Here is a 21,986-nt window from a genome sequence, read left to right as displayed (position 1 = left end):
CTCGTCGAACACCCTCCCATTATGTGAATGAGACCATTCATTGGCGAGCCCGCCGCGCCCTCGGCCCGGCGCACTCCCAACCTGAGGCGCCTTCGGCCGGGAACGTCCCGGTCCCGTACCGCGCTCAGTTCGAGGGCTTGCCGGAAGGACGGATGGTGATCTCGGTGATGTTGGCGTCCGGGGACGCGGTGAGAGCGGTCAGCACCACCCGGGCCACCGAGTCCGCGTCGAGGTGATCCTCCTGCCGGTAGGGGCCGCCCTCCTGTGCCCGTACCTCACGCTGCATGTCGGTCGCGACCCGCCCCGGGTAGATCGTGGTGACCTGGAGCTCGGGCTCCTCCAGGCGGAGCCCGTCGGCGAAGGCGCGCAGCGCGTACTTGCTCGCCGCGTAGGAGACCCAGCTCGGGTTCGCCCGCAGCCCGGAACCGGAGTTGATCAGCATCACGTGGCCGTGCGCCGCGCGCAGGGCGGGCAGCAGCAGCCGGGTGAGCTCGGCCACCGCGACCACGTTGATCTCCATCGTGCGCCGCCACACCTCGGCGGGGGTCTCCTCGACACGTCCCAGGTTCACCACGCCCGCGCTGTGCACCAGCACGTCGAGCCGGTCGATGTCGGCGACGTCGGCCTCGGTGACCGCGGTGAGCTCCACCGGCCAGGGCCGCGCGCCAGGTAGCTCGGAGACCATTCCGGACAGCGCCTCGGCGTCTCGGCCGCCGAGCAGCAGGTCGTGTGTGGGGGCCAGGGCACGGGCGATCGCGGCACCGATCCCTCTGGAGGCGCCGGTGATCAGCGCGGTAGGTCGTTCTGACATGGCAGTCACCTTACCCATGGCAAAAACGATCACCACGAGCCGTCAGTCGAGTTGCTCGGTGAAGACCCCGGCCTGGTCGGTCATCCGCTCGTACTCCTCAAGCCTGGCCTGGGTGCGCAGCGGCGCCGCGTCGGCCATCGCCTCCACCAGCACCATGGCCAGGGCGAGGGGGCCGGCGTGCGAGTCGAAGACGAGCCGCTCGCCGACGGGGGCGGCCAGGACCACATCCGCCGCGAAGGGCACGTCCCGCCGGTCGGTGATCACCGCCGTACGCAGGCCGAGGTCGCGGGCATCCCGCAGGGCCTGCACGGCCTCGGCCGGGTAACGGGGCAGGACGACGGCGACGAGCCAGGCCGCTCCCGCCCTGCGCGCGGCGTACAGGCCGTCGGCCAGCTCGGAACCGCCGTGGGTGAGCAGGCGGACATCGGGGTGGATCCGCCGCGCGAAATAGGCGAACGTGGTGGCGAGCCCGCTCGACACCCGCAGGCCGAGCACCGGCAGGGGCTCGCATCCCGCCAGGTTGGCGCCCAGCTCCGAGAGGTCGGAGGGGTCGCTCAGCGCGTCGCGCACGCTCCGCAGGTTGTCGATCTCCACGTCGATCGCGGTCTGCAGGTCGTTGGCCCGCGACGGCCTCCTGCCGCCCACCACCAGGGGCCGCAGCGCCTGCCGCAGCTCGGGATATCCCCCGAAGCCGAGCACCATCGCGAACCTCGTCACCGACGGCTGGCTCACCCCGGCCCGGTCGGCGAGCTCCACGCTGGACAGGAAGACCGCCTCGGACAGGTGGTCGCCCAGGTAACGCGCGATCCGCCGCTGAACGGGCGACAGTCTCCGCCCCTCCAGAAGCCGGTCGAGTCCGTCACCCACGCCCCCTCCAACCGCTCGAACCCCCACGAGCATTCCCCTCCCGTCCCGCCCCGCTGTCGTTCATACACCCGCAGAGACGAAAACGAGCGGCACCGGGGGAATTCGCGCACCGCGATCGGGACACGGCACGCGAATCGGCACCCGTACGTTCCCGCGGGGACCCGGTCGCGGCGTGCCCGGTCAGGACTCGCGCATCGGGACGCGGACGCCCCGCTCCTCGGCCACGGTGGCGGCCTCGTCGTACCCGGCGTCGACGTGGCGGATGACGCCCGTGCCCGGGTCGTTGGTGAGGACCCGGTTGAGCTTCTCGGCCCCCAGCCTGGTGCCGTCGGCCACGGTGACCTGCCCGGAGTGGATGGAACGGCCGATGCCGACACCGCCGCCGTGGTGGATGGAGACCCACGCGGCGCCGGAGGCGACGTTGAGCATCGCGTTCAGCAGCGGCCAGTCGGCGATCGCGTCGGAGCCGTCCGCCATGCCCTCGGTCTCCCGGTACGGGCTCGCGACGCTGCCGCAGTCGAGGTGGTCGCGGCCGATCACCAGCGGGGCCTCGATCTCCCCCGAGGCGACCATGTCGTTGAACCGCTCCCCCGCCAGGTGGCGCTCGCCGTACCCGAGCCAGCAGATGCGGGCGGGCAGCCCCTGGAAGTGGACCTTCTCCCCGGCCATCCGGATCCACCTGGCGAGCGGCTCGTTGTCGGGGAACAACTCCAGGATCGCGCGGTCGGTCTTGGCGATGTCGGAGGCGGCGCCGGACAGCGCGGCCCAGCGGAACGGGCCCTTGCCCTCGCAGAACAGCGGCCGGATGTAGGCGGGCACGAAGCCGGGGAAGTCGAACGCGCGGGTGTAGCCCGCGAGGAGCGCCTCGCCCCGGATCGAGTTGCCGTAGTCGAAGACCTCGGTCCCGGCGTCCTGGAAACCGACCATCGCCTCCACGTGGGCGGCCATGGACTCGCGGGCCCTGCGGGTGAAGCCCGCCGGGTCCTTCTCACGCTCGTCGGCCATGTCCTCGAAGGCCACGCCGACCGGCAGGTACATCAGCGGGTCGTGGGCGGACGTCTGGTCGGTGACGACGTCGATCTCGGCGCCCCTGCGCAGCAGTTCCGGCACGACCTCGGCCGCGTTGCCCTCGACCCCGATGCTCAGCGGCTCGCGCCGGTCGCGGGCCTCGTACGCCAGGCGCAGCGCCTCGTCGAGGTCGGCGGCGCGGACGTCCAGGTAGCGGTGCTCGATACGCCGGTCGATCGACCTGGGGTCGCAGTCGACGCAGATCACCACGCCGCCGTTCATCGTCACGGCGAGCGGCTGGGCGCCGCCCATGCCGCCGAGCCCGGCGGTCAGCGTGATCGTCCCGGCGAGGCTCCCGCCGAACCGCTTGGCGGCCACGGCCCCGAAGGTCTCGTAGGTGCCCTGCAGGATGCCCTGGGTGCCGATGTAGATCCAGGAGCCGGCCGTCATCTGCCCGTACATGGTGAGCCCGGCGGCCTCCAGACGCCGGAACTCCTCCCAGTTGGCCCAGTCGGGCACCAGGTTGGAGTTGGCGATGAGCACCCGGGGCGCCCACTCGTGGGTGCGGAACACCCCGACGGGGCGGCCCGACTGCACCAGCAGCGTCTCGTCGCCCTCCAGGGTGGTCAGGGTACGGGTGATCGCGTCGAAGGAGCGCCAGTCGCGGGCGGCCTTGCCCGAGCCGCCGTAGACGACGAGCTGCTCAGGATGCTCGGCGACCTCGGGATCGAGATTGTTCTGGATCATGCGGAGCGCCGCCTCCTGCGGCCACCCCTTGGCGGTGAGCGTGGTGCCGCGCGGCGCGCGCACGATCCGGCTGCCGGACATGCCCGACCTCCCCCTCAAGAATGAATGAACGTATTCATACTTGGTCACCCGGAGGCCACAGGTCAACCCGGCAAAGGGGGTGCCGCGGGCAGCACGCCCGCGACACCCCTGGTGTAGCCGTAACGATCGCCACGTCCCGGCTCCTCGTCCCGCACGGACGGGACCGGGTGATCGAATGCGGCGCGCGCCCGATGGGCGCTCCGATGCGAAGGAGAGGCTCCGCACAGGCGGGGATGCCCGGTTCACCCGACGGCGAATCAGCCCCTCGCCTCGATGTCCGAATTATTCCTTTATGGACGATATGAATTTACGCAACCGAGCCGGTCCCCACAGGACCGGGTGGGAAAGGCGGCCTCCGCCGCAGCGGAGAGGCGGTGGGCGACCACCGGGAAACCGATCACGGAAGGGTTTCGGCGGCAGGGCGCCCGAGGTGGTGCGGGAGTCAGCGGCGGCGGACGCCGTACTCCCTGCGCATCTCCGCGACGGTGTCCAGGATCTCGTCCTTGGTCTTCAGAAGCCTCGCCTCGGCCTCCTCCGTCCTCGCCTCGGCCACCTTGCGGCGATCACCCACCCGACCGGCCAGCTTCAGCTTGGCCTTGGCCTTCATTTCACGCAGGTTGAGCTTCTCCATAAGACCCATGATCAGCACCCTTCGGCAGAGAGGACCCTCAACTGCCCCGCGAGGGGCCGAGTATGCGTCACAGGAGCCCCCCGCCTCCCCTGGGTCCCCGGCCTCACCGGTTCAGGTCTTCTCAGTCGGGGTCGGGAACGTCGTCGTAGTCGACGTCACCCTCCTCGGCGCGGCGGAGACCGATGTCCTCCACCCAGGCGCGGGCGAACCCGCGGATCTCCGTGATCCGCTCGTCGTCCACGCCGTAGGCCTCGAAGTCCTCGTCCGCGATCAGGTCGACGAACTCCAGCCTCATCACCAGCTCCGCGAGCTCGAACTCCTCGTTGTGCAGGCGGGCGAGGTGTTCTAGCTCGCGGAAGCCGTACAGGTGGGAGACCGAGGCGATGTCGATGACGTCGCGGGCGAGGCTGCGCTCGTGCAGCGCCCGCATCTTCAGGCCGACCGCGTCGTCCAGGGAGACGACGGAGATGTCGCCGACGATCACGGGCTGCTGCTGGAACGCCTCCCTGAGCAGGTCGAACTCGCAGCTCTGCTCGGTCACCGGGTCGCTCACCACCAGGCGGCCCATCCGGGGCGTCACCTCCGTCATGGTGACCTCCAGCCCGGCCTGCCTGAACGCCTCGGCCATCCCCTCCGCGACCTCGGGCAGCGGCGTCTCGGCGGCGGTGGCGAAGTCGAGGTCGTCACTCGGGCGCTCGGTGAAGCCGTGGGCGTTCATCGCGTAACCGCCCGCCAGGACCAGCCCGAACCTGCCGCAGGCGGGTAAGGCGGCCTCCAGCATCCGCTGCTGGAACGGAGGCAGGATCACCGTTCCCACCCCGGCGCCGCGGCGCCCGGCCCCAGGGCGGTGATCTTGGTTTCCCAGGCTCTCCGGTAACTCGGCCCGATGCCCCGGCGCAGGGTCGGCCAGTCGGCGACGAGATGCTCGGCGTTCAGATAGGACTCGGCGTCGGAGCGGCCACCGCCGGTGATGACCGTGCGGTAGAGGCTCATCCGTAGCAGCGGGTTCACCAGATCGAACTCGGTGAGCCCGGACCAGCCGAGGTGGACGGGCAGGGCGACCGTCCCCGTCGCCGGGCCTCGCAGGTCGGCCAGCGATTCGGGGACGCGCCGATCCACGCCGTCCCACCGGGAAGGAAGCGTACTCACGCCCCCCAGTATGCCCGCCGCTCGCCCGGGGTCCACGGGGCGCGCGGACCCAGGACGGGCTCAGTGGCGGGAACGAAGGCGGGTGGAGGGGAGGTCGTGGCGACCGGAGAGGAACTCCTGGAAGGCGATCTTTCCGCGGATCACCGGGCGGCGCCAGCGCTCCTCGCGCCCCTCCGCCCTCGCCATCTTGCGGGGTTGTGGACGCCGGGAGCCGGGCGCGAAGAACCAGTGGGCCCAGGGCGACCCCGGGCGGGCGAGCCGTATCGCGCCGGCCACCAGAAGGATCGGGACGAACAGCCCGGCGAGCCCCGTCCAGATCTTGCCCTTGAGCAACGTGATCACGGCGAGCACGAGGTTGGTCACGATGAAGGCGACCGTGAGCCACATGCCCTGGGATTCGCCGGCGTAGTCCTCCCAGCCGAGGGGACGCAGGCCGATCAGGAGCAGGGCCGTGACCGCGACGGCGACGAACACGGCGTCGACCGAGGCCCGGCCCTCCTCCTCCCAGTAGACGTCGTGCAGGTGCAGGATGAGCGCGAACTCGTCCAGGATCAGGGCGGCCCCGGCGCCGAAGACGGCCGCCGTCACCGCGTACCAGCCTTCCGAGACCCCCGAGACGATGAGGCCGGACACCCCGCCGAGCAGGGTGAGCACCACGCCGAACACCACGTGGTGGATGTGCATCTCACCGATGTTGACGTTGCCGAACCAGCCGATCCTGGCACGGATGAGCCGGACGTTGATCCTGGTGAGCAGGAAGACGGCGATCAGCGCGACGAAGAAACAGAACAGCGGCAGCCGCCCTGTGTCCATGATCCTCTCTCGGAACAAATCCCCCACCGTCTCCCAGGCTATGCGAGGAAAGCCTCCGGTCCCGCGCGGGCGTCACGACGGCACGGGACTTCCCCGGGCACCCGCGTCAGGCGCGTCAGGCGCGTCAGGCGAGGAAACCCCGCAGCAGCGCCGCGGTCCCCTCAAGGTGCTCGGCCACGGCGCGGCGCGCGGCTTCGGGGTCCCCGGCCAGGATGGCAGTCACGATCGCCTGGTGCTGGAGGGCGGCGTGCTCGATGTTGCGCTGGAGCACCGGGATCGCGTTGAGCAGGTCGGTGACCCGGAGCCTGGCGTCGGCGCAGGCCCCGGCGAGCAGGGCGGAGCCGGTGAGCTCGGCGATGGCGAGATGGAAGGCCGTGTCGAGGCGGCGGTAGTCCTCGGGGCCCGCCGAGTTCACCTCGCGCAGCCTCTCGCGCAGGGTCTCGCGCCGCTCCGGGGTGAGGGGGGTGGTGGCGAGCACCTGGGCCGCGCCGCACTCGACCGCCATCCTGAAGGTGAGGGCGTCGGACAGGTCGTCGGTGCCCATGTCGGCCACGGCCCGGCGCAGGTCGTCCCGGTGCGGGTGCGGCGGGGTGTTGTGGGTGAGGAAGGCGCCACCGTACCGGCCGCGGCGCACCTCCAGATAGCCCGCCTCCTGCAGCTCGCGGATGGCCTCGCGCAGGGTGACCCTGCTGATGCCGAGCTGGGCGGCGAGCTCCCGCTCGGGCGGCAGTTTCTCCGACACCAGCCCCAGCTTGATGACCTGGAGCAGGCGCTCCACCGTCTCCTCGAACGCGTTGCCGACCCGCACCGGCCGCAGCACGGCCGTCAACCGCGACAGCTCGTCCAATTATCTCCTCCGGCCCTTGACAACGCTCCCCCCGCTGCACGTCAATGGTCTAACACTAGCCCAATAAGACCCCGACGAGGAGGGCGTGTGGACGTCACCGAGCTTCAAGACGAGGTGCGGGCGGGGCGGATCGACACCGTACTGCTTGCGGTCGTCGACATGCAGGGGCGCCTCCAGGGCAAACGCCTGTCGGGGCGCTACTTCCTGGAGGAGGTGCTGCGGCACGCCTCCGAGGGCTGCAACTACCTGCTCGCGGTCGACGTCGACATGAACACGGTCGACGGCTACGCCATGTCGTCGTGGGAGCGCGGATACGGCGACTTTGTCATGAAGCCCGATATGTCCACCCTGCGCCGCGTGCCGTGGCAGGAGGGGACGGCCCTGGTGATGGCCGACCTGGTATGGGAGGACGGCTCCGACGTGACCGCCTCACCGCGCCAGATCCTGCGCAGACAACTTGCCAGGCTGGAAGAGCGGGGCTGGGGCGCCTTCGTCGGCACCGAACTGGAGTTCGTCGTCTTCGACGACACCTACGAGGACGCCTGGCGCCGCGGCTACCGCGACCTGACCCCCGCCAACCTCTACAACGTCGACTACTCCCTCCTCGGCACCGCCAGGGTCGAGCCGCTGCTGCGCAGGATCAGGCTCGGCATGGAGGGCGCGGGCATGTACGTCGAGTCGGCCAAGGGCGAGTGCAACCTCGGCCAGCACGAGATCGCCTTCCGCTTCGCCGAGGCCCTGTCCAGCTGTGACAACCACTCGATCTACAAGAACGGCGCCAAGGAGATCGCCTCCCAGGAGGGTATGGCGATCACCTTCATGGCCAAGCCGAACCAGCGCGAGGGCAACTCCTGCCACATCCACATCTCGCTCAGGGACACCGGCGGGGAGCCGGTGATGGCCGGTTCCGGGCCGCACGGGCTGTCGGCGGCGGGAGGACACTTCATCGCCGGGCAGATCGCGCTGATGCGCGAGCTCACCCTGCTGTACGCGCCGAACATCAACTCCTACAAGCGGTACGTGCAGGGCAGCTTCGCCCCCACCGCGGTCAAGTGGGGCGTGGACAACAGGACGTGCGCGCTGCGCCTGGTCGGCCACGGCCCCTCGCTGCGGATCGAGAACCGGGTGCCCGGCGGCGACGTGAACCCCTATCTGGCGGTCTCGGCGCTGATCGCGGCCGGCCTGCACGGCATCGAGAACGAGCTGCCGCTTGAGGACGCCTTCACGGGGAACGCCTACTCCTCGGGCGCGGAGACCGTGCCGAGCACGCTGCGCGACGCGCTGGAGCTCTGGGAGACCTCCGAGTTCGCGGCGGCCGCCTTCGGTGAGGACGTCGTGGCGCACTACGCGAACAACGCCCGGGTCGAGCTCGCCGCCTTCGACGCGGCGGTGACCGACTGGGAGCTTTTCCGGGGATTCGAACGGATGTGAATGTGAAGATCATAAATCCGGCGACGGAAGAGGCCGTCGCCGAGATCGAGATGGCCGACGCCGCCGAGATCGACAGGGCCGTGGAGCGTGCCAGGCGCGCCTTCGCGCACTGGCGGAACGTCGCACCGGGGGACCGTGCCCGGCTGCTGCGCCGTTTCGCCTCGCTGGTGCGCGAGCACGCCGAGGAACTCGCCCTGCTGGAGGTCGCCAACGCCGGGCACACGATCGGCAACGCCCGCTGGGAGGCGGGCAACGTCGCCGACGTGCTCGACTTCTACGCGGGGGCGCCGGAGCGTGACCACGGCCTGCAGATCCCGGTGCCCGGCGGGCTCGATGTCACCTTCAGGGAGCCACTCGGCGTCGTCGGCGTGATCGTGCCGTGGAACTTCCCGATGGTCATCATGACCTGGGGGGCGGCCCCCGCGCTGGCCGCGGGCAACACCGTGATCGTCAAGCCCGCCGAGTGGACGCCGCTCACCGCCCTGCGGGTGGCCGAGCTGGCGCTGGCCGCCGGTCTGCCCGAGGGGGTGTTGCAGGTCCTGCCGGGGGCCGGGGAGGTCGCGGGTGCCCGGTTGGTCGAGCACCCGGGGGTGGCGAAGATCGTGTTCACCGGCTCGACCGAGGTCGGCAAGCAGATCGCCGCGACCTGCGCCGGACAGGTCAAGCGGCTCACCCTGGAGCTGGGCGGCAAGAGCGCCAACGTGGTCTTCGCCGACGCCGACCTGGAGAAGGCCGCGGCGACCGCGCCGTACGCGGTGTTCGACAACGCGGGCCAGGACTGCTGTGCGCGCTCCCGGATCCTGGTCGAGCGCTCGGTCCACGACGAGTTCCTCGCGCGGTTCGGCGAGGCGGTGCTGAACGTCCAAGTCGGCGACCCCCGCGACGAGGCCACCGAGATGGGCCCGCTGATCAGCGCCGAACACAGGGAGCGGGTGGCCTCCTTCGTCACCGAGCCGCCCCACCTGCGGGGCGCGTGCCCGTCGGGGCCGGGGTTCTGGTTCCCGCCGACGGTCCTGACGCCCCGGTCGGCCGACGACCGGGCGTTCACCGAGGAGATCTTCGGCCCCGTGGTGTCGGTGGTGCCGTTCGACGACGAGGCGGACGCCGTACGGATCGCCAACGACACCCCGTACGGCCTGAGCGGGTCCATCTGGACCCGCGACGTCGGCCGGGCGCTTCGGGTGGCCAGGGCGGTGGAGGCGGGCAACCTCAGCGTCAACTCGCATTCGAGCGTCCGCTACTGGACCCCGTTCGGCGGTTTCAAGCAGTCGGGCCTCGGCCGCGAACTGGGCCCCGACGCCCTGTCAGCGTTCACCGAGACCAAGAACGTCTTCATTTCCGAGGAGTAGAAGCGATGCTGCGTTTGCAGGACCGTTTGCAGGACAGGGTCGCCGTCATCACCGGCGCCGGAAGCGGGATCGGCCTCGCCACCGCGCGCCGGTTCGCCGCCGAAGGCGCCCGCGTCGTGTGCGTGGACCTGGACGAGACGACCGGCTCGGCGGCCGCCGAGGAGGTCGGGGGACTGTTCGTGCGGGCCGACGTGACCGACGAGGACGACGTCGCCCGCGTGTTCCAGACCGCGTTCGACACCTACGGCAGCGTGGACATCGCGTTCAACAACGCGGGCATCTCGCCGCCCGAGGACGACTCGATCCTGGAGACCGGCATCGACGCCTGGCGCCGGGTCCAGGAGGTGAACCTCACCTCGGTCTACCTGTGCTGCAAGCACGCCATCCCGTACATGCGGCGGCAGGGCAAGGGGTCGATCATCAACACCGCGTCGTTCGTCGCCGTGATGGGGTCGGCGACGAGCCAGATCTCCTACACCGCCTCCAAGGGCGGGGTGCTCGCCATGTCCCGCGAGCTGGGCGTGCAGTTCGCCCGCGAGGGGATCCGGGTGAACGCGCTGTGCCCGGGGCCGGTGAACACGCCGCTGCTGCAGGAGCTGTTCGCCAAGGACCCCGAGCGGGCGCAGCGCCGCCTCGTCCACATCCCGGTGGGCCGCTTCGCCGAGGCGTCCGAGATCGCCGCCGCGGTGGCGTTCCTCGCCTCGGACGACGCGAGCTTCATCACCGGCTCCGAGTTCCTGGTGGACGGCGGCATCTCCGGCGCGTACGTCACCCCGCTGTAGACCTCGTGTCCCTCTCCCCCGTGGGTCGTCCCGGCATGTCCCCGGCCCTTTCCCGGGTCGGCCCGCCGTGGTCGATACCGTGCGAGGAGGGGACGCGGCTCCCCCGCCCGGCTTCGGGGGCAGCCAGGAGTTCCGGCAAGAGCAAGACAGGAGATCATGTCCCGTCCCGTCATCGGCATCACCTGCTATGTCGAGCCCGCGCGCTTCACCGTCTGGGAGACGACCACCGCGCTTCTGCCGTACGACTACGTCGACCACGTGGCCCGCGCGGGCGGGCAGCCGGTGATCCTGCCCCCCGCCGGCGACCCCTCGGCGCTGGTGGAACGCCTGGACGGGCTGATCCTCGCCGGTGGCGGTGACGTCGGCCCCGAGCGGTACGGGCGGGAGCCGCACGAGCGGACCGGCTACGTCAGGCCGTTCCGCGACGACGCCGAGCTGGGACTGGTCGAGGCGGCTCTGGAGCGGGGCACGCCGTTGTTGGGGATCTGCAGGGGCATGCAGATCCTGAACGTCTCGCTGGGCGGCAGCCTCCACCAGCACCTGCCCGACGTGGTCGGCCACGCCGGGCACGCCCCGGCCCCCGGCCGGTACGGCAGGATGCCGGTGCGGCTCGCCCCCGGCAGCCACACCTCGAAGATCTTCGGGACCGGGACCGTGGAGGTGGCCCACTACCACCACCAGGCCCTCGACCGGCTCGCCGAGGGCCTCACCGTGACCGCCCACGCCGAGGACGGCACGGTCGAGGCCGTGGAAGTGGACGACCACCCCTTCGCCGTCGCCGTCCAGTGGCACCCCGAGACCGACGACGAGTCGGCTCTGTTCGAGGCGCTGGTACGGCACGCCGCCCCCTGACCGGCACGGATCGGGGCCGTGAGGGGATTTCGCTCGGCCGGTGCGGGCGGTTAGGCTGGCGGCGACACCGGTGAACCCGTGCGGGAGAGCGTCCTGACAGCCAGCCCAGGACCCCTGAAGGAGCAAGCCCTCCCCGCGAACCTCTCAAGGCAAAGGACCGTGCGGGTAGGTGCCCTCTGGAAAGCAGGTCCCACGACCTCGCCGAAGGTGAAAGTCCGGTAAAACTCGGATGAAACTCTCAGGCACCCACGACAGAGGGGGAGGATGCTCTCATCTGTCCCTTGTCTGAGGTGCGCACATGTCCCGACCTACGCCGCTGCGCGGCGTCCACGAGTCCCTCGGCGCGACGCTGACCGACTTCGCGGGCTGGCTGATGCCGCTCCGCTACGGCAGCGAGTCGGCCGAGCACAACGCGGTCCGCAAGGCGGCCGGCCTGTTCGACCTCTCCCACATGGGTGAGATCTTCGTGACGGGCCCGCAGGCCGCCGAAGCCCTCGACTACGCGCTGATCGGCCACCTCTCCGCGCTGGAACCCGGCCGCGCCCGCTACACGATGATCGTTGACGCCGGGGGAGGCGTGCTGGACGACCTGATCGTCTACCGGCTCGCCCCCGCCGAGTTCATGGTCGTCGCCAACGCCTCCAACTACCCCCGGGTGGCCGCCGAGCTGACCGGCCGCGCCAAGGGCTTCGACGCCGCGGTGGAGGACCGCTCCGACCGGTACGCACTGGTCGCGGTCCAGGGGCCGCGCTCCGTGGAGATCCTGGGCTCGCTCACCGACGCCGACCTCGAAGGGCTCAGGTACTACGCCGGCCTGCCCGCCGTCGTCGCGGGCCGCGAGGCCCTCGTCGCCCGTACGGGATACACCGGCGAGGACGGCTTCGAGTTGTTCGTCGCGGCCGAGGACGCCGAGCCGCTCTGGGCCGCCCTCACCGAGGCGGGCGCGCCGCACGGCCTGATCCCCGCGGGCCTGTCCGCCCGCGACACCCTCCGGCTGGAAGCCGGGATGCCGCTGTACGGCAACGAGCTGTCGGCCGGCCTGACCCCGTTCGACGCCGGGCTGGGCCGTGTGGTGAGGTTTGACAAACCGGGCGACTTCGTCGGCCGGGCCGCCCTCGAATCCCTCAAGGACGTCCCGCCGTCCCGCCGCCTGGTGGGCCTCGTCGCGACCGGCCGCAGGGTGCCCCGGCACGGGTATCCGGTGGTGGTCGCCGGTGACGGCGCGGTCGTCGGTGAGGTCACCAGCGGGGCGCCCTCCCAGTCACTGGGCAGGCCCATCGCGATGGCCTACGTGGACAACGACCAGTCGTCAGGACTGGCCGTCGACATCAGGGGCAGCCACGAGCCGGTCGAGATCGTCGCACTGCCTTTCTACAGGAGGAAAAAATGAGCAGCATTCCCGAGGACCTGCACTACACCAAGGAACACGAGTGGATCTCCGGCATCGATGACGGCCTCACCCTCACCGTGGGCATCACCGCCTACGCCGCCGAGGCGCTGGGTGACGTGGTCTACGTGCAGGTGCCCGAGGTCGGCGCGACGGTCGCCTCCGGTGACGCCGTCGGCGAGGTCGAGTCGACCAAGTCGGTGAGCGACATCTTCGCGCCGGTCAACGGCGAGATCGTGGAGGTCAACCAGGCCGTCGTGGACGACCCCTCGCTTGTTAACAGCGACTCCTACGGTGAGGGCTGGCTGTTCCGCGTACGTCTTGAGGGCTCCGCCGACGACCTGCTGTCGCCCGAAGAGTACGCCGCGCTCACCTCAGGTGAGTCCTAAGCCTTTCCCCGCTCGCGTCACGGTCACGCGCGTCGGAGGGCGCGCGTGGCCGTCCACGCTGGAAGGATTCAGATGACGATCAGCGTCTTCGATCTCTTCAAGATCGGAATCGGCCCGTCCAGCTCGCACACCGGCGGCCCGATGGCCGCCGCCCACAAGTTCGCCCGCGGCCTCCACCAGGACGGGCTCCTGGAGAAGACAGCCCGGGTGAGCGCCGTCCTGTACGGCTCGCTGGGCCTGACCGGCAAGGGCCACGGCAGCGACAAGGCCGTGCTGCTCGGCCTGTCCGGCGAGAAACCCGAGCTCGTCGACGTCGACGCGGTCGAGGGCCGGCTCGCCGCCATGCGCGAGTCGGGCACCATCTCCCTGTACGGATCGCGCGAGATCCCCTTCGTCATCGGCGAGGACCTCGTCTTCGAACGCAAGATCTCGCTCCCCGGCCACCCCAACGGCATGCGCTTCACCGCCCTGTCCGAGTCCGGCGAGACGATCCGCGAGAAGGTCTACTACTCGGTCGGCGGCGGCTTCGTCGTCGACGAGAACGCCACCGGCGCCGACCGGATCAAAGCCGACGACACCGTCCTGCCGTACCCCTTCACCACGGCCGCCGAGCTGCTCGCCCAGTGCGCGGAGACCGGCCTGTCCATCTCCGGGCTGATGCTGGAGAACGAGCAGGCGTTCGGCCGCACCGAGGCCGAGGTCCGCGACCAACTGCTCGTCCTGTGGCAGGTCATGAGCGAGTGCGTGCGGCGCGGCATCGGCAAGGAGGGCGTGCTGCCCGGCGGCCTGAAGGTCCGCCGCCGCGCCCACCAGCTCCACCGGCAGCTGCGGAGCGAGCCGGGAGAGAAGGACTCGCTGCAGACGATGGACTGGGTCTCTCTCTTCGCCCTCGCGGTCAACGAGGAGAACGCCGCCGGCGGCCGGATCGTCACCGCGCCCACCAACGGCGCCGCGGGCATCATCCCGGCCGTGCTCACCTACTACGACCGCTTCACGAAGGACGCCGACGACGAGGGCGTGATCCGCTTCCTGCTGACCGCCGGGGCGATCGGCGTGCTGTTCAAGGAGAACGCCTCCATCTCCGGCGCCGAGGTCGGCTGTCAGGGTGAGGTCGGCTCGGCCTGCTCGATGGCCGCCGCCGGGCTCACCGAGGTGATGGGCGGAACCCCCGAGCAGGTCGAGAACGCCGCCGAGATCGGCATCGAGCACAACCTGGGGCTCACCTGCGACCCGATCGGTGGTCTGGTGCAGATCCCGTGCATCGAACGCAACGCGGTCGCCTCGATCAAGGCCATCGCCGCCGCCAGGATCGCGATGCGCGGCGACGGCCGCCACTTCGTCTCACTGGACAAGGCCATCAAGACGATGCGCGACACCGGCCGCGACATGCTCGACAAGTACAAGGAGACCAGCCGGGGCGGGCTCGCGGTGAACGTCATCGAGTGCTGACAGCGGGCAATCGCTACCAAATTTCGCATCACGGGCAGCCTCCTCCGATCCCACGCCTATGCTGGGTGGCCATGCGCGGGATTCGGGAGGTCGCGGTGGTAACGGGAACGCCCCCGGCAAGCCGCTCCCGTCGCTCCCGCCGCCCAGCCCGCCTCTCCCACTCCCTGCGGACGCTCCGCTTCCTCAGGTCGCACTGGCTCTTCATCACCGCCCTCCTTGCGGGTGGCGGCCTGCGGGTCCTCGCCATGCTCGGCTACCGGCCCGCCCTGTGGTTCTGGGCCGACTCCTTCGTCTACCTGAACGCCGGGCTCGACCCTCGCCCTTTGGAGTCCCGTCCCGCGGGTTACTCGCTGTTCCTGTGGATCCTCAAGCCGCTGTCCAGCATCCCCGCGGTGGTCGCGGTGCAACACCTGCTCGGACTGGTCGTGGCCGTCTGCGTCTACCTGCTGCTGCGCAGGCTGGGCGGGCTGCCGGGGTGGGGCGCGACGCTCGCCACGCTGCCGGTACTGCTCGACGCCTACCAGATCCAGCTCGAACACCTCGTCATGGCGGACCTGCTCTTCCAGTTCCTCGCGGTGCTCGCGGTCACGCTGCTGCTGTGGCGGCGACGCCCCGCGGCGTGGGTCGCCGCGCTGGCCGGGGCTCTGCTCGCCGCGGCGACCGTCACCCGCACGATCGGGCTGCCGCTCATCGCCGTGGCGCTGGTCTGCATGGTGATCCGCCGGGCCGGGTGGCGGGCGGTCCTCTCCGCGACGCTGGCCGCCGCGATCGGCCTGGGCTCGTACGCGGCCTGGTTCAGGGCCGAGCACGGCAGTTTCGGACTGACCAGGGCAAACACCTTCCTCTGGGCCCGGACGATGACCTTCGCCGACTGCGCCAGAATCCAGCCGGCCGGCCCCGAGGCGGCCCTGTGCCCCGTCGAGCCGTACCGGCAGCGCGCGGCGCCGCCCGTCTACATCTGGGACGGCGAGTCGCCGCTGAACAAGGTCAAGGGCAGCTGGGCCGAGCGCGACGCCCTCGCGGGCGCCTTCGCCACCCAGGCGATCATGGCCCAGCCGCTCGACTTCCTCCGGGTGGGCCTGGAGGACGCGGCCCACATCTTCGACTGGACCCGGCGCGTCTACCCGGCTCCCGGCCCACAGAGCGCCTACGTCTTCCCCGACACCGTGCGGCCCTTCACCTCCAGTGCCGCCTCGCAGGGCAAGACCGCCGAGCAGCTGACCGTGGCCTACCAGGGCTCGTCGGGAGCGCCGGTGATGGCCGAGCCCTACGCGGGCCTGCTGCGCGAGTACCAGGAGTACGGCTTCGTGCGGGGCCCGTACCTCGCGGTGATCATGTTGGTCGGCCTGGTCGGCGTGCTGATGCGGCTGCGGAGGTTCGGCGGCGCGGTACTGCTGCCCTGGGCCGCGGGGACGATACTGCTGATCCTGCCGCCCTTCATCGCGGCCTTCGACCACCGCTACGTCGTCCCCGCCCTCCCGCTGCTCTGCCTGGCCGCCGGACTCGCCTTCGGCGCCAGGCACGAGAAGCACGAGGAGAACGCGCCCGAGGTTCCGGTGGGGAGCACGGACGAGGAACCTCCGGGCGAGGGCCCCGGCGACGAGGACCCCTCGCACGGCGCGACGGCCGAGCGACCGGTGTACGCGAGCCCCTTCGACGAGACGGCGCACAGGTCGTACGGCGGGCGGGCTCACAAGGAGAGCACGTCCGTGAGGACCTCGTACGGCGAGGCGGCGGACCGGCCGGTGTACGGCACGACGGGCGAGACACCCGCGTACGGAAACGCGGCGGACCGGATGGTGTACGGAGGAACGGGTGAGCGCCCGGCCTACGGGGCGACGGGCGAACGACCGGCGTACGGGGCGACGAGCGAACGGTCGGCGTACGGAGGGGCGGCGGACCCGCCGGAGTACGGAGGGTCAGCGGCGGCGAACGTGAAGGCGAACCACCACGCCGAGTTCTACCTCCCCGAGCGCCCGTCTGACCTTCCCCACCGCGTCTCTGTTCAGCCGGGACACGAGCTTGCCGACATCGGTCGAGGGCGCGCAGCCCACCCCGATGCGCAACCGCTCGTGCCGTACGTACCTGACGCGGACACGAGTGAGCCCTTCGACTTCTTTAAGAGCGACTCCAAGCATGGCGGTCCCCGTCCCGGTCCGTCTGCCCCACCGTCCCCATCCCAGGGCGTGTAGCAGCCACCGCAGCGCCAGGAGAGCGAGCGCCACCAGCAGCAGCGCGACCAGCCAGCCCGGCAACGGATGCGCGGCCAGCCACCGGGGGAACCCTCGGGGCACGAGCCTGGCATCGGGCGCCTGTCCCGGCAGGTCACCGCGTCCCCTCAGGGAGGCGTAGAGCCCGGCGCACACCAGCACCGTCCCCGTGACGGCCAGGCCGATCCGGTTGCCCGGGTAGGGCCTCATCAGGCCCCCTTCCTGCGCAGCCGTACGACGACCTCTCCCGCGCACATCGCGCCCAGACCCGCGAGCCGGTCGCCCACCGCCGCACCCACCCGGCGCAGCACGGGGCCGGTCCGCTCGGCGTCGGTGAACACGGTGACCTCGACGATCCGCGACGTGAGCCGGACCCGTGCCCCGTTCACCTCCTCCACCGACTCGGCGGCCTCCCGCAGCGTGCGGCGGAGTCCGGACCTGGTGATGCCGATCACCATGTGCGGGTCTCCCGCCTCCAGCGGCACCAGCCGGGACCGCCCCGGCAGCGCGGCGAGCGCGAGCATCACCAGGCCCACCGCGACGGCGAGCGTCGAGGCGGCGAACACGGCGGGATCCGACCAGTTCCACGCGCCGACGCCCTTGACGAGCCGCCGGTAGGGCACCCGCGCGAACGGAGAGTCCATGAGCAGGCCCACCGTCACCGAGGCCGAGGCCGCCAGCACGGCGAACACCGTCAGCGCCGTGGGGACACCCGCGAGGGTCCTGCCCGGCCTGAGCATCCGCACCGACCTGCGCCGGACGTCCTGGAACCGCTCGGCCCCCGCCTTGCCTCCCAAGCCCGCGGTGTTCCCCGCGGCACCGGTGCCTCCCGAGCCCGCCAGGACGTCCTGGAGAGTAGTCGTCATTCGGCCATGTGTACGCGTTCCGGCAGGACCGGACCGGGGATCAACCGCCCACTTGCACGATCTTGAGCCCTCCCTGGCGGGAGCATTGATCACCAATACGGCAACATGAACGATGCTCATCTTCTCGGTATCGGGGTTATCCTGCGGACATGGACGACCGCCAGCGCTACGACCGGGCCACAGCGCACCTGGACCCTCCCTTCGCCGTCCTCGACCTGCGGGCCCTGCGCGCCAACGCCGAAGGCATGGCCCGCCGCGCCCGAGGCAAGCCGATCAGGGTCGCCAGCAAGTCCATCAGGTCCCGGGCCGTGCTCGAACGCGTCCTCGCCATGGACGGCTTCACCGGGATCATGGCCTTCACCCTCCCCGAGGCCCTCTGGCTCGTCTCCACCGGGATGCGGAACGTGCTCGTCGCCTACCCCACCGTCGACCGCGCCGCGCTCACCGAACTCGCCGCCGAACCGGTCGCGGCGCGGGAGATCACGATCATGGTCGACCGGGCCGAGCACCTGGACCTCGTCGAATCCGCCGTCGCCGCAGTCCGCGACCGCCACGAGATCCGGCTCTGCCTGGACGTCGACGCCGGCTACCTCGCCCTCGGCGGCCGGTTCAGGGCGGGCGTCCGCCGCTCCCCCGTCCGCGAGGTCGACCAGGCCGCCGACCTCGCCACCGAGATCGCCAAAAGGCCCGGGTTCCGGCTCGTGGGCCTGATGGCGTACGAGGCCCAGATCGCCGGGGTCGGCGACGACCCGCCGGGCAACCCCGCCCTCACCCGGGCCGTCCGCCTGATGCAGGCCAGGTCCCGCCGCGAGCTGATCACCCGCAGAGGCCGAATCGTCCAGGCCGTCCGCCAGATCACCGACCTGGAGTTCGTCAACGGCGGCGGCACCGGCAGCATCGAGAAGACCACCGAGGAGAGGGCCGTCACCGAGATCGCGGCCGGATCCGGTTTCTTCCATCCCCGCCTGTTCGACTTCTACCGGGGATTCGCGGGCCGGCCCGCCGCCCTGTTCGCCCTGCCCGTCGTACGCCGCCCCGCCCCCGGTGTCGTCACCGTCCTCGGCGGCGGCTACCCCGCCTCCGGCGCCCCCGGCGACGACCGTCTGCCCCAGCCCTACCTGCCGTGCGGGCTGCGCTACGACTCCAACGAGGGGGCCGGAGAGGTCCAGACCCCCCTCATCGGGCAGGCCGCGGAAGACCTGCGCGCCGGCGACCGGGTCTGGTTCCGGCACGCCAAGGCGGGCGAGCTCTGCGAGCGCTTCGCGAGCCTGCACCTGATCGACGGGGACGAGGTCGTGGACGAGGTCCCCACCTACCGCGGCGAGGGCCGCACCTTCCTCTGACACGAAACGGGCACCCGCCGTCTCACCGGCGAGTGCCCGTTCCCCTCACATCTCGGTCCCGTCCTCCGGGCCCGATGGCCCGCGGTGCTCCCGACCTCGGAGAGATCTCAGAAGCCCAGGTCGAGCTCTTCCCACCTGCTGCACTTGTAGGTCGACCAGCCGCGGTACTTGACCTGGCAGGTCTTGACCCGCACCTCGCTCACGTCGTGCGCCGTGACGCGGAAGCGCTTGGTGTCGTCGTAGCTGCACAGCCTGTCGCGCTTGGCGACGTCCCAGTCCTCGTCCTCGGACGAGATGATCTGCACCTCGACGTAGGCGCAGCGGCCCCCCTGGCGGAGGGTGCGCCTGTCACCGTCGTACAGCTCGCCCCGCAGCCTGAAGGTGTTGTCCTCCTCGTCGTCACCCCTGACCGAGTACACGGCCTCCAGCGTGGCCAGGCCGTTCCTGGACTCCTGCTCGAAGCTGTCGTCGAAGTCTCGCGCCGAGGACGCCGAGGACGCCGAGGACACAGCCGAGGCGGACGTCGGTGTCGCGGCGAAGGCGGCCGGAGCCGCGGTCAGCATGAGACCCGTGGTCGCCGTCACCGCGATCGCGGCGCGAATGATGCTTTTCATGGATTTACCCCTCCTTTTTCCTACTCGCGATGGTCCGCGAGCGGGAAAAAGGTCACATGAGTAAACCCCTACTCAATTCCGGGCAGCCGATCGGTCACCGGCGACATTCGCCCCCTGGCCGGTGACGGTCAGCGACGACGGCGCCGCCACAGCATGACCACCGCGCCGAGCGCCAGCGCCGCCCCCACCCCGATCAGGATCGGCGCCAGGTCCGGCCGTTCGTCCGCCCACAGATCCTCGGGCTCGCCGGCGAGCCTGACCGGCTTCGGCCCCGCCGCGCCCCCCACCAGGTCACCGACCTGAGCGGCGAGATGCTCCGCGTTCGCCCGGACCTTCGCCACACCACGCGCCGCGACCCGCTTGGGGCTCACCCGGTCCGCGATGGCGTCCACCGTCTGGGCCAACTCCGCGCGCGTGCGCTCGATCTGTCGTTCCAACTCCGCGGGATCGGTGTCCGCCATGGCTATCCTCCCCTACTCCTTGACATTGATCAGTCTGTCAGGTCCTACCCACCCACGGCACTTCGGGCAGGCCGGTAAGTTGACCGGGGAACCATTCCTCGGAGGAGCACCATGAAACTTGAGCCGGGCGACGCCGCCCCGGACTTCACCCTTCCCGCCGCCGACGACACCACCGTGTCGCTGGAGAGCCACCGCGGTAAGCGCGTCATCCTCTACTTCTATCCCGCCGCGATGACCCCGGGCTGCACCAAGCAGGCCTGCGACTTCCGCGACAGCCTCGCCTCGCTCACCTCGGCCGGATTCGTCGTGCTCGGCGTCTCGAAGGACAGCCCGGCCAAGCTCGCCAAGTTCGTCGAGCACGACGCCCTCACCTTCCCGCTCCTGTCCGACCCCTCCCTTGAGGTCCACAAGGCCTACGACGCGTACGGGGAGAAGACGATGTACGGCAAGACGACCCTCGGGGTCATCCGCTCCACCTTCGTCATCGACGCGGACGGCAAGATCGAGAAGGCCCTCTACAACGTGAAGGCGACCGGCCACGTGGCCCGCCTCCGCCGCGAACTCGGCCTCGACTGACACCCGATTTTCGCCATTTAATATGACATGAGCGCGCCCCAAGAATTGTCGGCCCCATTACCTAAACTTGGGGCGTGCCCACCAAGTACAAATACACCCCGGAAATGCTGGCGGAGGCCGCGGCCGCATCCCTCAGCATCGCCGACGTCCTCCGCCGCCTCGGCATCACCATCGCAGGCGGCAACCACGCCCATATCAGCCGCCAGCTGAAGCGCTTCGAAATCGACACGTCGCACTTTCGCAGGGTCTCCCCCAACAGAGGGAAGCCCTCGCCGCGACGCAGTCGTCCGGAACAGGTTCTCGCCATGCGACCGGAGGGCAGCCCACGCCCGGACCCCGGGCAGCTCAGGCGCTGCCTGATCGAGACCGGGATGCCATACCGCTGCGCGGCCTGTAGGATCGAGGACGCCTGGCGAGGTCAGGCATTGACGCTGCACGTTGACCATATCAATGGCAACTGGCTGGACAACAGAAAAGAAAACCTGCGTTTTCTCTGCCCTAATTGCCATTCACAGACAGAGAATTTCGCAGGAAAGAATAGGGGTCGTAGCCCAACGGTAGAGGCCGCGGTTTTAGGTACCGTCCAGAGCGGGTTCGAATCCCGTCGACCCCACAAAACAATTAAGAATCAACCGGTCGACGTAAAGTCGATAGACACCAGCGTGACAATATCGGCCCAGGATTCATTTTTCATAGAATACTGCCGGAGCGAAAGACGCTTCGCGTCGAGATCCGCGGTCATACGCAGAGCCATTCAATTACTGCGCGAATCCGTCCTCGCGGAGGACCGCGTCGCCGCGTCCGATCCGGCGGGTTGAGGCCGGGGCCCCGGGGACGCGCGTTCGGCCGGCTGCGCCGTGGGTGGTGGATTCGGTGAGTCGCCCGCGTGAGCCCGGGCCGACCGCCCGAGGGACCGGCGTCGCCCGGTGCCGCACGAGACGGCACGATGTTCACCGCCGGACGGGAAGACCCCCGTGGATCCGCGCGGGTAAGCGGGTAGGCAGGTGCGCAGGTGAGCGAGCAAGCCGACGATCGTGGCGAGACCGCCGAAGCGTCCGAGAAGGCGCTGAGCGATATGCGGCGAGGGAGCTCTGTCCGATGTGGCGGCTATCCGTCGCGGCGGGGGAACAGGAGAGAAAACGTCAGGTCGCGCGGCCTGTCTTCGTAGCCGCGCGACCCGGCGTCGTTGTGATTGATCACCACAAACTATCTCCCTTTACTCACCCCGGAGGGCGCTCCCAGAAACCATGGTGCCCCAGAGTCCGTAAAGGCTGTGTAAGCCGAGCCGAATGTGCGGCCCGATGTGCGACCTGAGTCGTACAT

Annotated in this window: 21 protein-coding genes, 1 tRNA gene, 1 pseudogene and 2 riboswitches; of the genes and pseudogenes, 12 read left to right on the top strand and 11 right to left on the bottom strand. The window is 70.3% G+C overall.

Annotation, left to right across the window (positions count from 1 at the left end):
* Nucleotides 1-124 precede the first annotated feature (124 nt).
* The 8 genes from ABZ664_RS08265 to ABZ664_RS08230 form a co-directional block, all read right to left on the bottom strand.
* A complete protein-coding gene (locus ABZ664_RS08265) occupies nt 125-811 on the bottom strand; it encodes an SDR family oxidoreductase (RefSeq protein WP_362504871.1) in 687 nt (228 codons plus the stop codon).
* A gap of 42 nt (nt 812-853) precedes the next feature.
* Nucleotides 854-1,678, bottom strand: coding sequence for a MurR/RpiR family transcriptional regulator (locus ABZ664_RS08260; RefSeq protein ID WP_362504868.1), 825 nt, complete (start codon nt 1,676-1,678; stop codon nt 854-856).
* 180 nt (nt 1,679-1,858) lie between these two features.
* The gene (hutU, locus tag ABZ664_RS08255) at nt 1,859-3,514 is read right to left on the bottom strand and encodes a urocanate hydratase (RefSeq protein WP_362504865.1); all 1,656 of its coding nucleotides are present in this window, start codon (nt 3,512-3,514) and stop codon (nt 1,859-1,861) included.
* A 442-nt stretch (nt 3,515-3,956) separates the two neighbouring features.
* Nucleotides 3,957-4,154 carry a hypothetical protein gene (locus ABZ664_RS08250; RefSeq protein ID WP_350949811.1) on the bottom strand — a complete coding sequence of 66 codons (198 nt, stop codon included), beginning with the start codon at nt 4,152-4,154 and terminating at the stop codon, nt 3,957-3,959.
* 112 nt (nt 4,155-4,266) lie between these two features.
* Nucleotides 4,267-4,953 carry a nucleotidyl transferase AbiEii/AbiGii toxin family protein gene (locus ABZ664_RS08245; RefSeq protein WP_362504862.1) on the bottom strand — a complete coding sequence of 229 codons (687 nt, stop codon included), beginning with the start codon at nt 4,951-4,953 and terminating at the stop codon, nt 4,267-4,269.
* A complete protein-coding gene (locus tag ABZ664_RS08240; protein WP_362504859.1) occupies nt 4,950-5,294 on the bottom strand; it encodes a hypothetical protein in 345 nt (114 codons plus the stop codon). The genes ABZ664_RS08245 and ABZ664_RS08240 overlap by 4 nt, the downstream gene beginning before the upstream one ends.
* A 60-nt stretch (nt 5,295-5,354) precedes the next feature.
* Nucleotides 5,355-6,107 carry a hypothetical protein gene (locus ABZ664_RS08235; protein WP_362504856.1) on the bottom strand — a complete coding sequence of 251 codons (753 nt, stop codon included), beginning with the start codon at nt 6,105-6,107 and terminating at the stop codon, nt 5,355-5,357.
* A 124-nt stretch (nt 6,108-6,231) separates the two neighbouring features.
* Nucleotides 6,232-6,954, bottom strand: a complete 723-nt coding sequence (locus ABZ664_RS08230) for an FCD domain-containing protein (RefSeq protein ID WP_362504853.1) — start codon at nt 6,952-6,954, stop codon at nt 6,232-6,234.
* Between the two features lie 87 nt (nt 6,955-7,041).
* Between ABZ664_RS08230 and ABZ664_RS08225 the strand changes: the two genes are divergently transcribed.
* From ABZ664_RS08225 to ABZ664_RS08190, 8 genes are all read left to right on the top strand, one after another.
* Nucleotides 7,042-8,385 (top strand): glutamine synthetase family protein, encoded by a 1,344-nt coding sequence (locus ABZ664_RS08225; RefSeq protein WP_362504850.1) that lies wholly within the window; start codon nt 7,042-7,044, stop codon nt 8,383-8,385.
* Nucleotides 8,386-8,387: 2 nt separating this feature from the next.
* The gene (locus tag ABZ664_RS08220; RefSeq protein WP_362504847.1) at nt 8,388-9,734 is read left to right on the top strand and encodes an aldehyde dehydrogenase family protein; all 1,347 of its coding nucleotides are present in this window, start codon (nt 8,388-8,390) and stop codon (nt 9,732-9,734) included.
* 14 nt (nt 9,735-9,748) lie between these two features.
* On the top strand, nt 9,749-10,516 hold the full coding sequence (locus tag ABZ664_RS08215; protein ID WP_362505129.1) for a 3-oxoacyl-ACP reductase: 768 nt from the start codon (nt 9,749-9,751) through the stop codon (nt 10,514-10,516).
* A gap of 156 nt (nt 10,517-10,672) precedes the next feature.
* On the top strand, nt 10,673-11,368 hold the full coding sequence (locus ABZ664_RS08210) for a gamma-glutamyl-gamma-aminobutyrate hydrolase family protein (protein ID WP_362504844.1): 696 nt from the start codon (nt 10,673-10,675) through the stop codon (nt 11,366-11,368).
* A gap of 71 nt (nt 11,369-11,439) precedes the next feature.
* A riboswitch (glycine riboswitch) is annotated at nt 11,440-11,538 on the top strand.
* A riboswitch (glycine riboswitch) is annotated at nt 11,539-11,633 on the top strand. It abuts the riboswitch before it with no gap.
* Between the two features lie 33 nt (nt 11,634-11,666).
* The gene (gene gcvT / locus ABZ664_RS08205; protein ID WP_362504841.1) at nt 11,667-12,758 is read left to right on the top strand and encodes a glycine cleavage system aminomethyltransferase GcvT; all 1,092 of its coding nucleotides are present in this window, start codon (nt 11,667-11,669) and stop codon (nt 12,756-12,758) included.
* The gene (gene gcvH / locus ABZ664_RS08200) at nt 12,755-13,144 is read left to right on the top strand and encodes a glycine cleavage system protein GcvH (protein ID WP_362504838.1); all 390 of its coding nucleotides are present in this window, start codon (nt 12,755-12,757) and stop codon (nt 13,142-13,144) included. The genes gcvT and gcvH overlap by 4 nt, the downstream gene beginning before the upstream one ends.
* Before the next feature lie 72 nt (nt 13,145-13,216).
* Complete coding sequence (locus tag ABZ664_RS08195) at nt 13,217-14,593, top strand: L-serine ammonia-lyase (protein ID WP_362504836.1); 1,377 nt, start codon at nt 13,217-13,219, stop codon at nt 14,591-14,593.
* 71 nt (nt 14,594-14,664) lie between these two features.
* Nucleotides 14,665-16,785 (top strand): hypothetical protein, encoded by a 2,121-nt coding sequence (locus tag ABZ664_RS08190; RefSeq protein WP_362504833.1) that lies wholly within the window; start codon nt 14,665-14,667, stop codon nt 16,783-16,785.
* A gap of 227 nt (nt 16,786-17,012) precedes the next feature.
* Here ABZ664_RS08190 and ABZ664_RS08185 read toward each other — a convergent pair whose 3' ends face one another.
* Entirely contained in the window at nt 17,013-17,669 is a 657-nt protein-coding gene (locus tag ABZ664_RS08185; RefSeq protein WP_362504830.1) for a DUF6286 domain-containing protein, read from the bottom strand.
* Between the two features lie 149 nt (nt 17,670-17,818).
* On the opposite strand from ABZ664_RS08185, the gene ABZ664_RS08180 reads away from it, so the two are divergent.
* Entirely contained in the window at nt 17,819-19,012 is a 1,194-nt protein-coding gene (locus ABZ664_RS08180) for an amino acid deaminase/aldolase (protein WP_362504827.1), read from the top strand.
* Between the two features lie 107 nt (nt 19,013-19,119).
* Here ABZ664_RS08180 and ABZ664_RS08175 read toward each other — a convergent pair whose 3' ends face one another.
* A complete protein-coding gene (locus ABZ664_RS08175) occupies nt 19,120-19,626 on the bottom strand; it encodes a hypothetical protein (protein ID WP_362504824.1) in 507 nt (168 codons plus the stop codon).
* Nucleotides 19,627-19,754: 128 nt separating this feature from the next.
* Nucleotides 19,755-20,087 (bottom strand): DUF3618 domain-containing protein, encoded by a 333-nt coding sequence (locus tag ABZ664_RS08170; protein WP_350949828.1) that lies wholly within the window; start codon nt 20,085-20,087, stop codon nt 19,755-19,757.
* 111 nt (nt 20,088-20,198) lie between these two features.
* On the opposite strand from ABZ664_RS08170, the gene bcp reads away from it, so the two are divergent.
* From bcp to ABZ664_RS08155, 3 genes and pseudogenes are all read left to right on the top strand, one after another.
* A complete protein-coding gene (gene bcp / locus ABZ664_RS08165) occupies nt 20,199-20,663 on the top strand; it encodes a thioredoxin-dependent thiol peroxidase (protein ID WP_362504820.1) in 465 nt (154 codons plus the stop codon).
* Nucleotides 20,664-20,767: 104 nt separating this feature from the next.
* Nucleotides 20,768-21,175, top strand: a pseudogene (locus tag ABZ664_RS08160) (HNH endonuclease signature motif containing protein); the annotation flags it as partial.
* A 28-nt stretch (nt 21,176-21,203) separates the two neighbouring features.
* Nucleotides 21,204-21,276, top strand: a tRNA-Leu gene (locus ABZ664_RS08155).
* The last annotated feature ends 710 nt before the right edge of the window (nt 21,277-21,986 follow it).

Origin of the sequence: Streptosporangium sp. NPDC006930 (assembly GCF_040635605.1) — a bacterium.
GTDB lineage: Bacteria > Actinomycetota > Actinomycetes > Streptosporangiales > Streptosporangiaceae > Streptosporangium.
The sequence above is the reverse complement of the archived record's forward strand: the minus strand, read 5'-3'. Positions and strand labels throughout refer to the sequence as shown.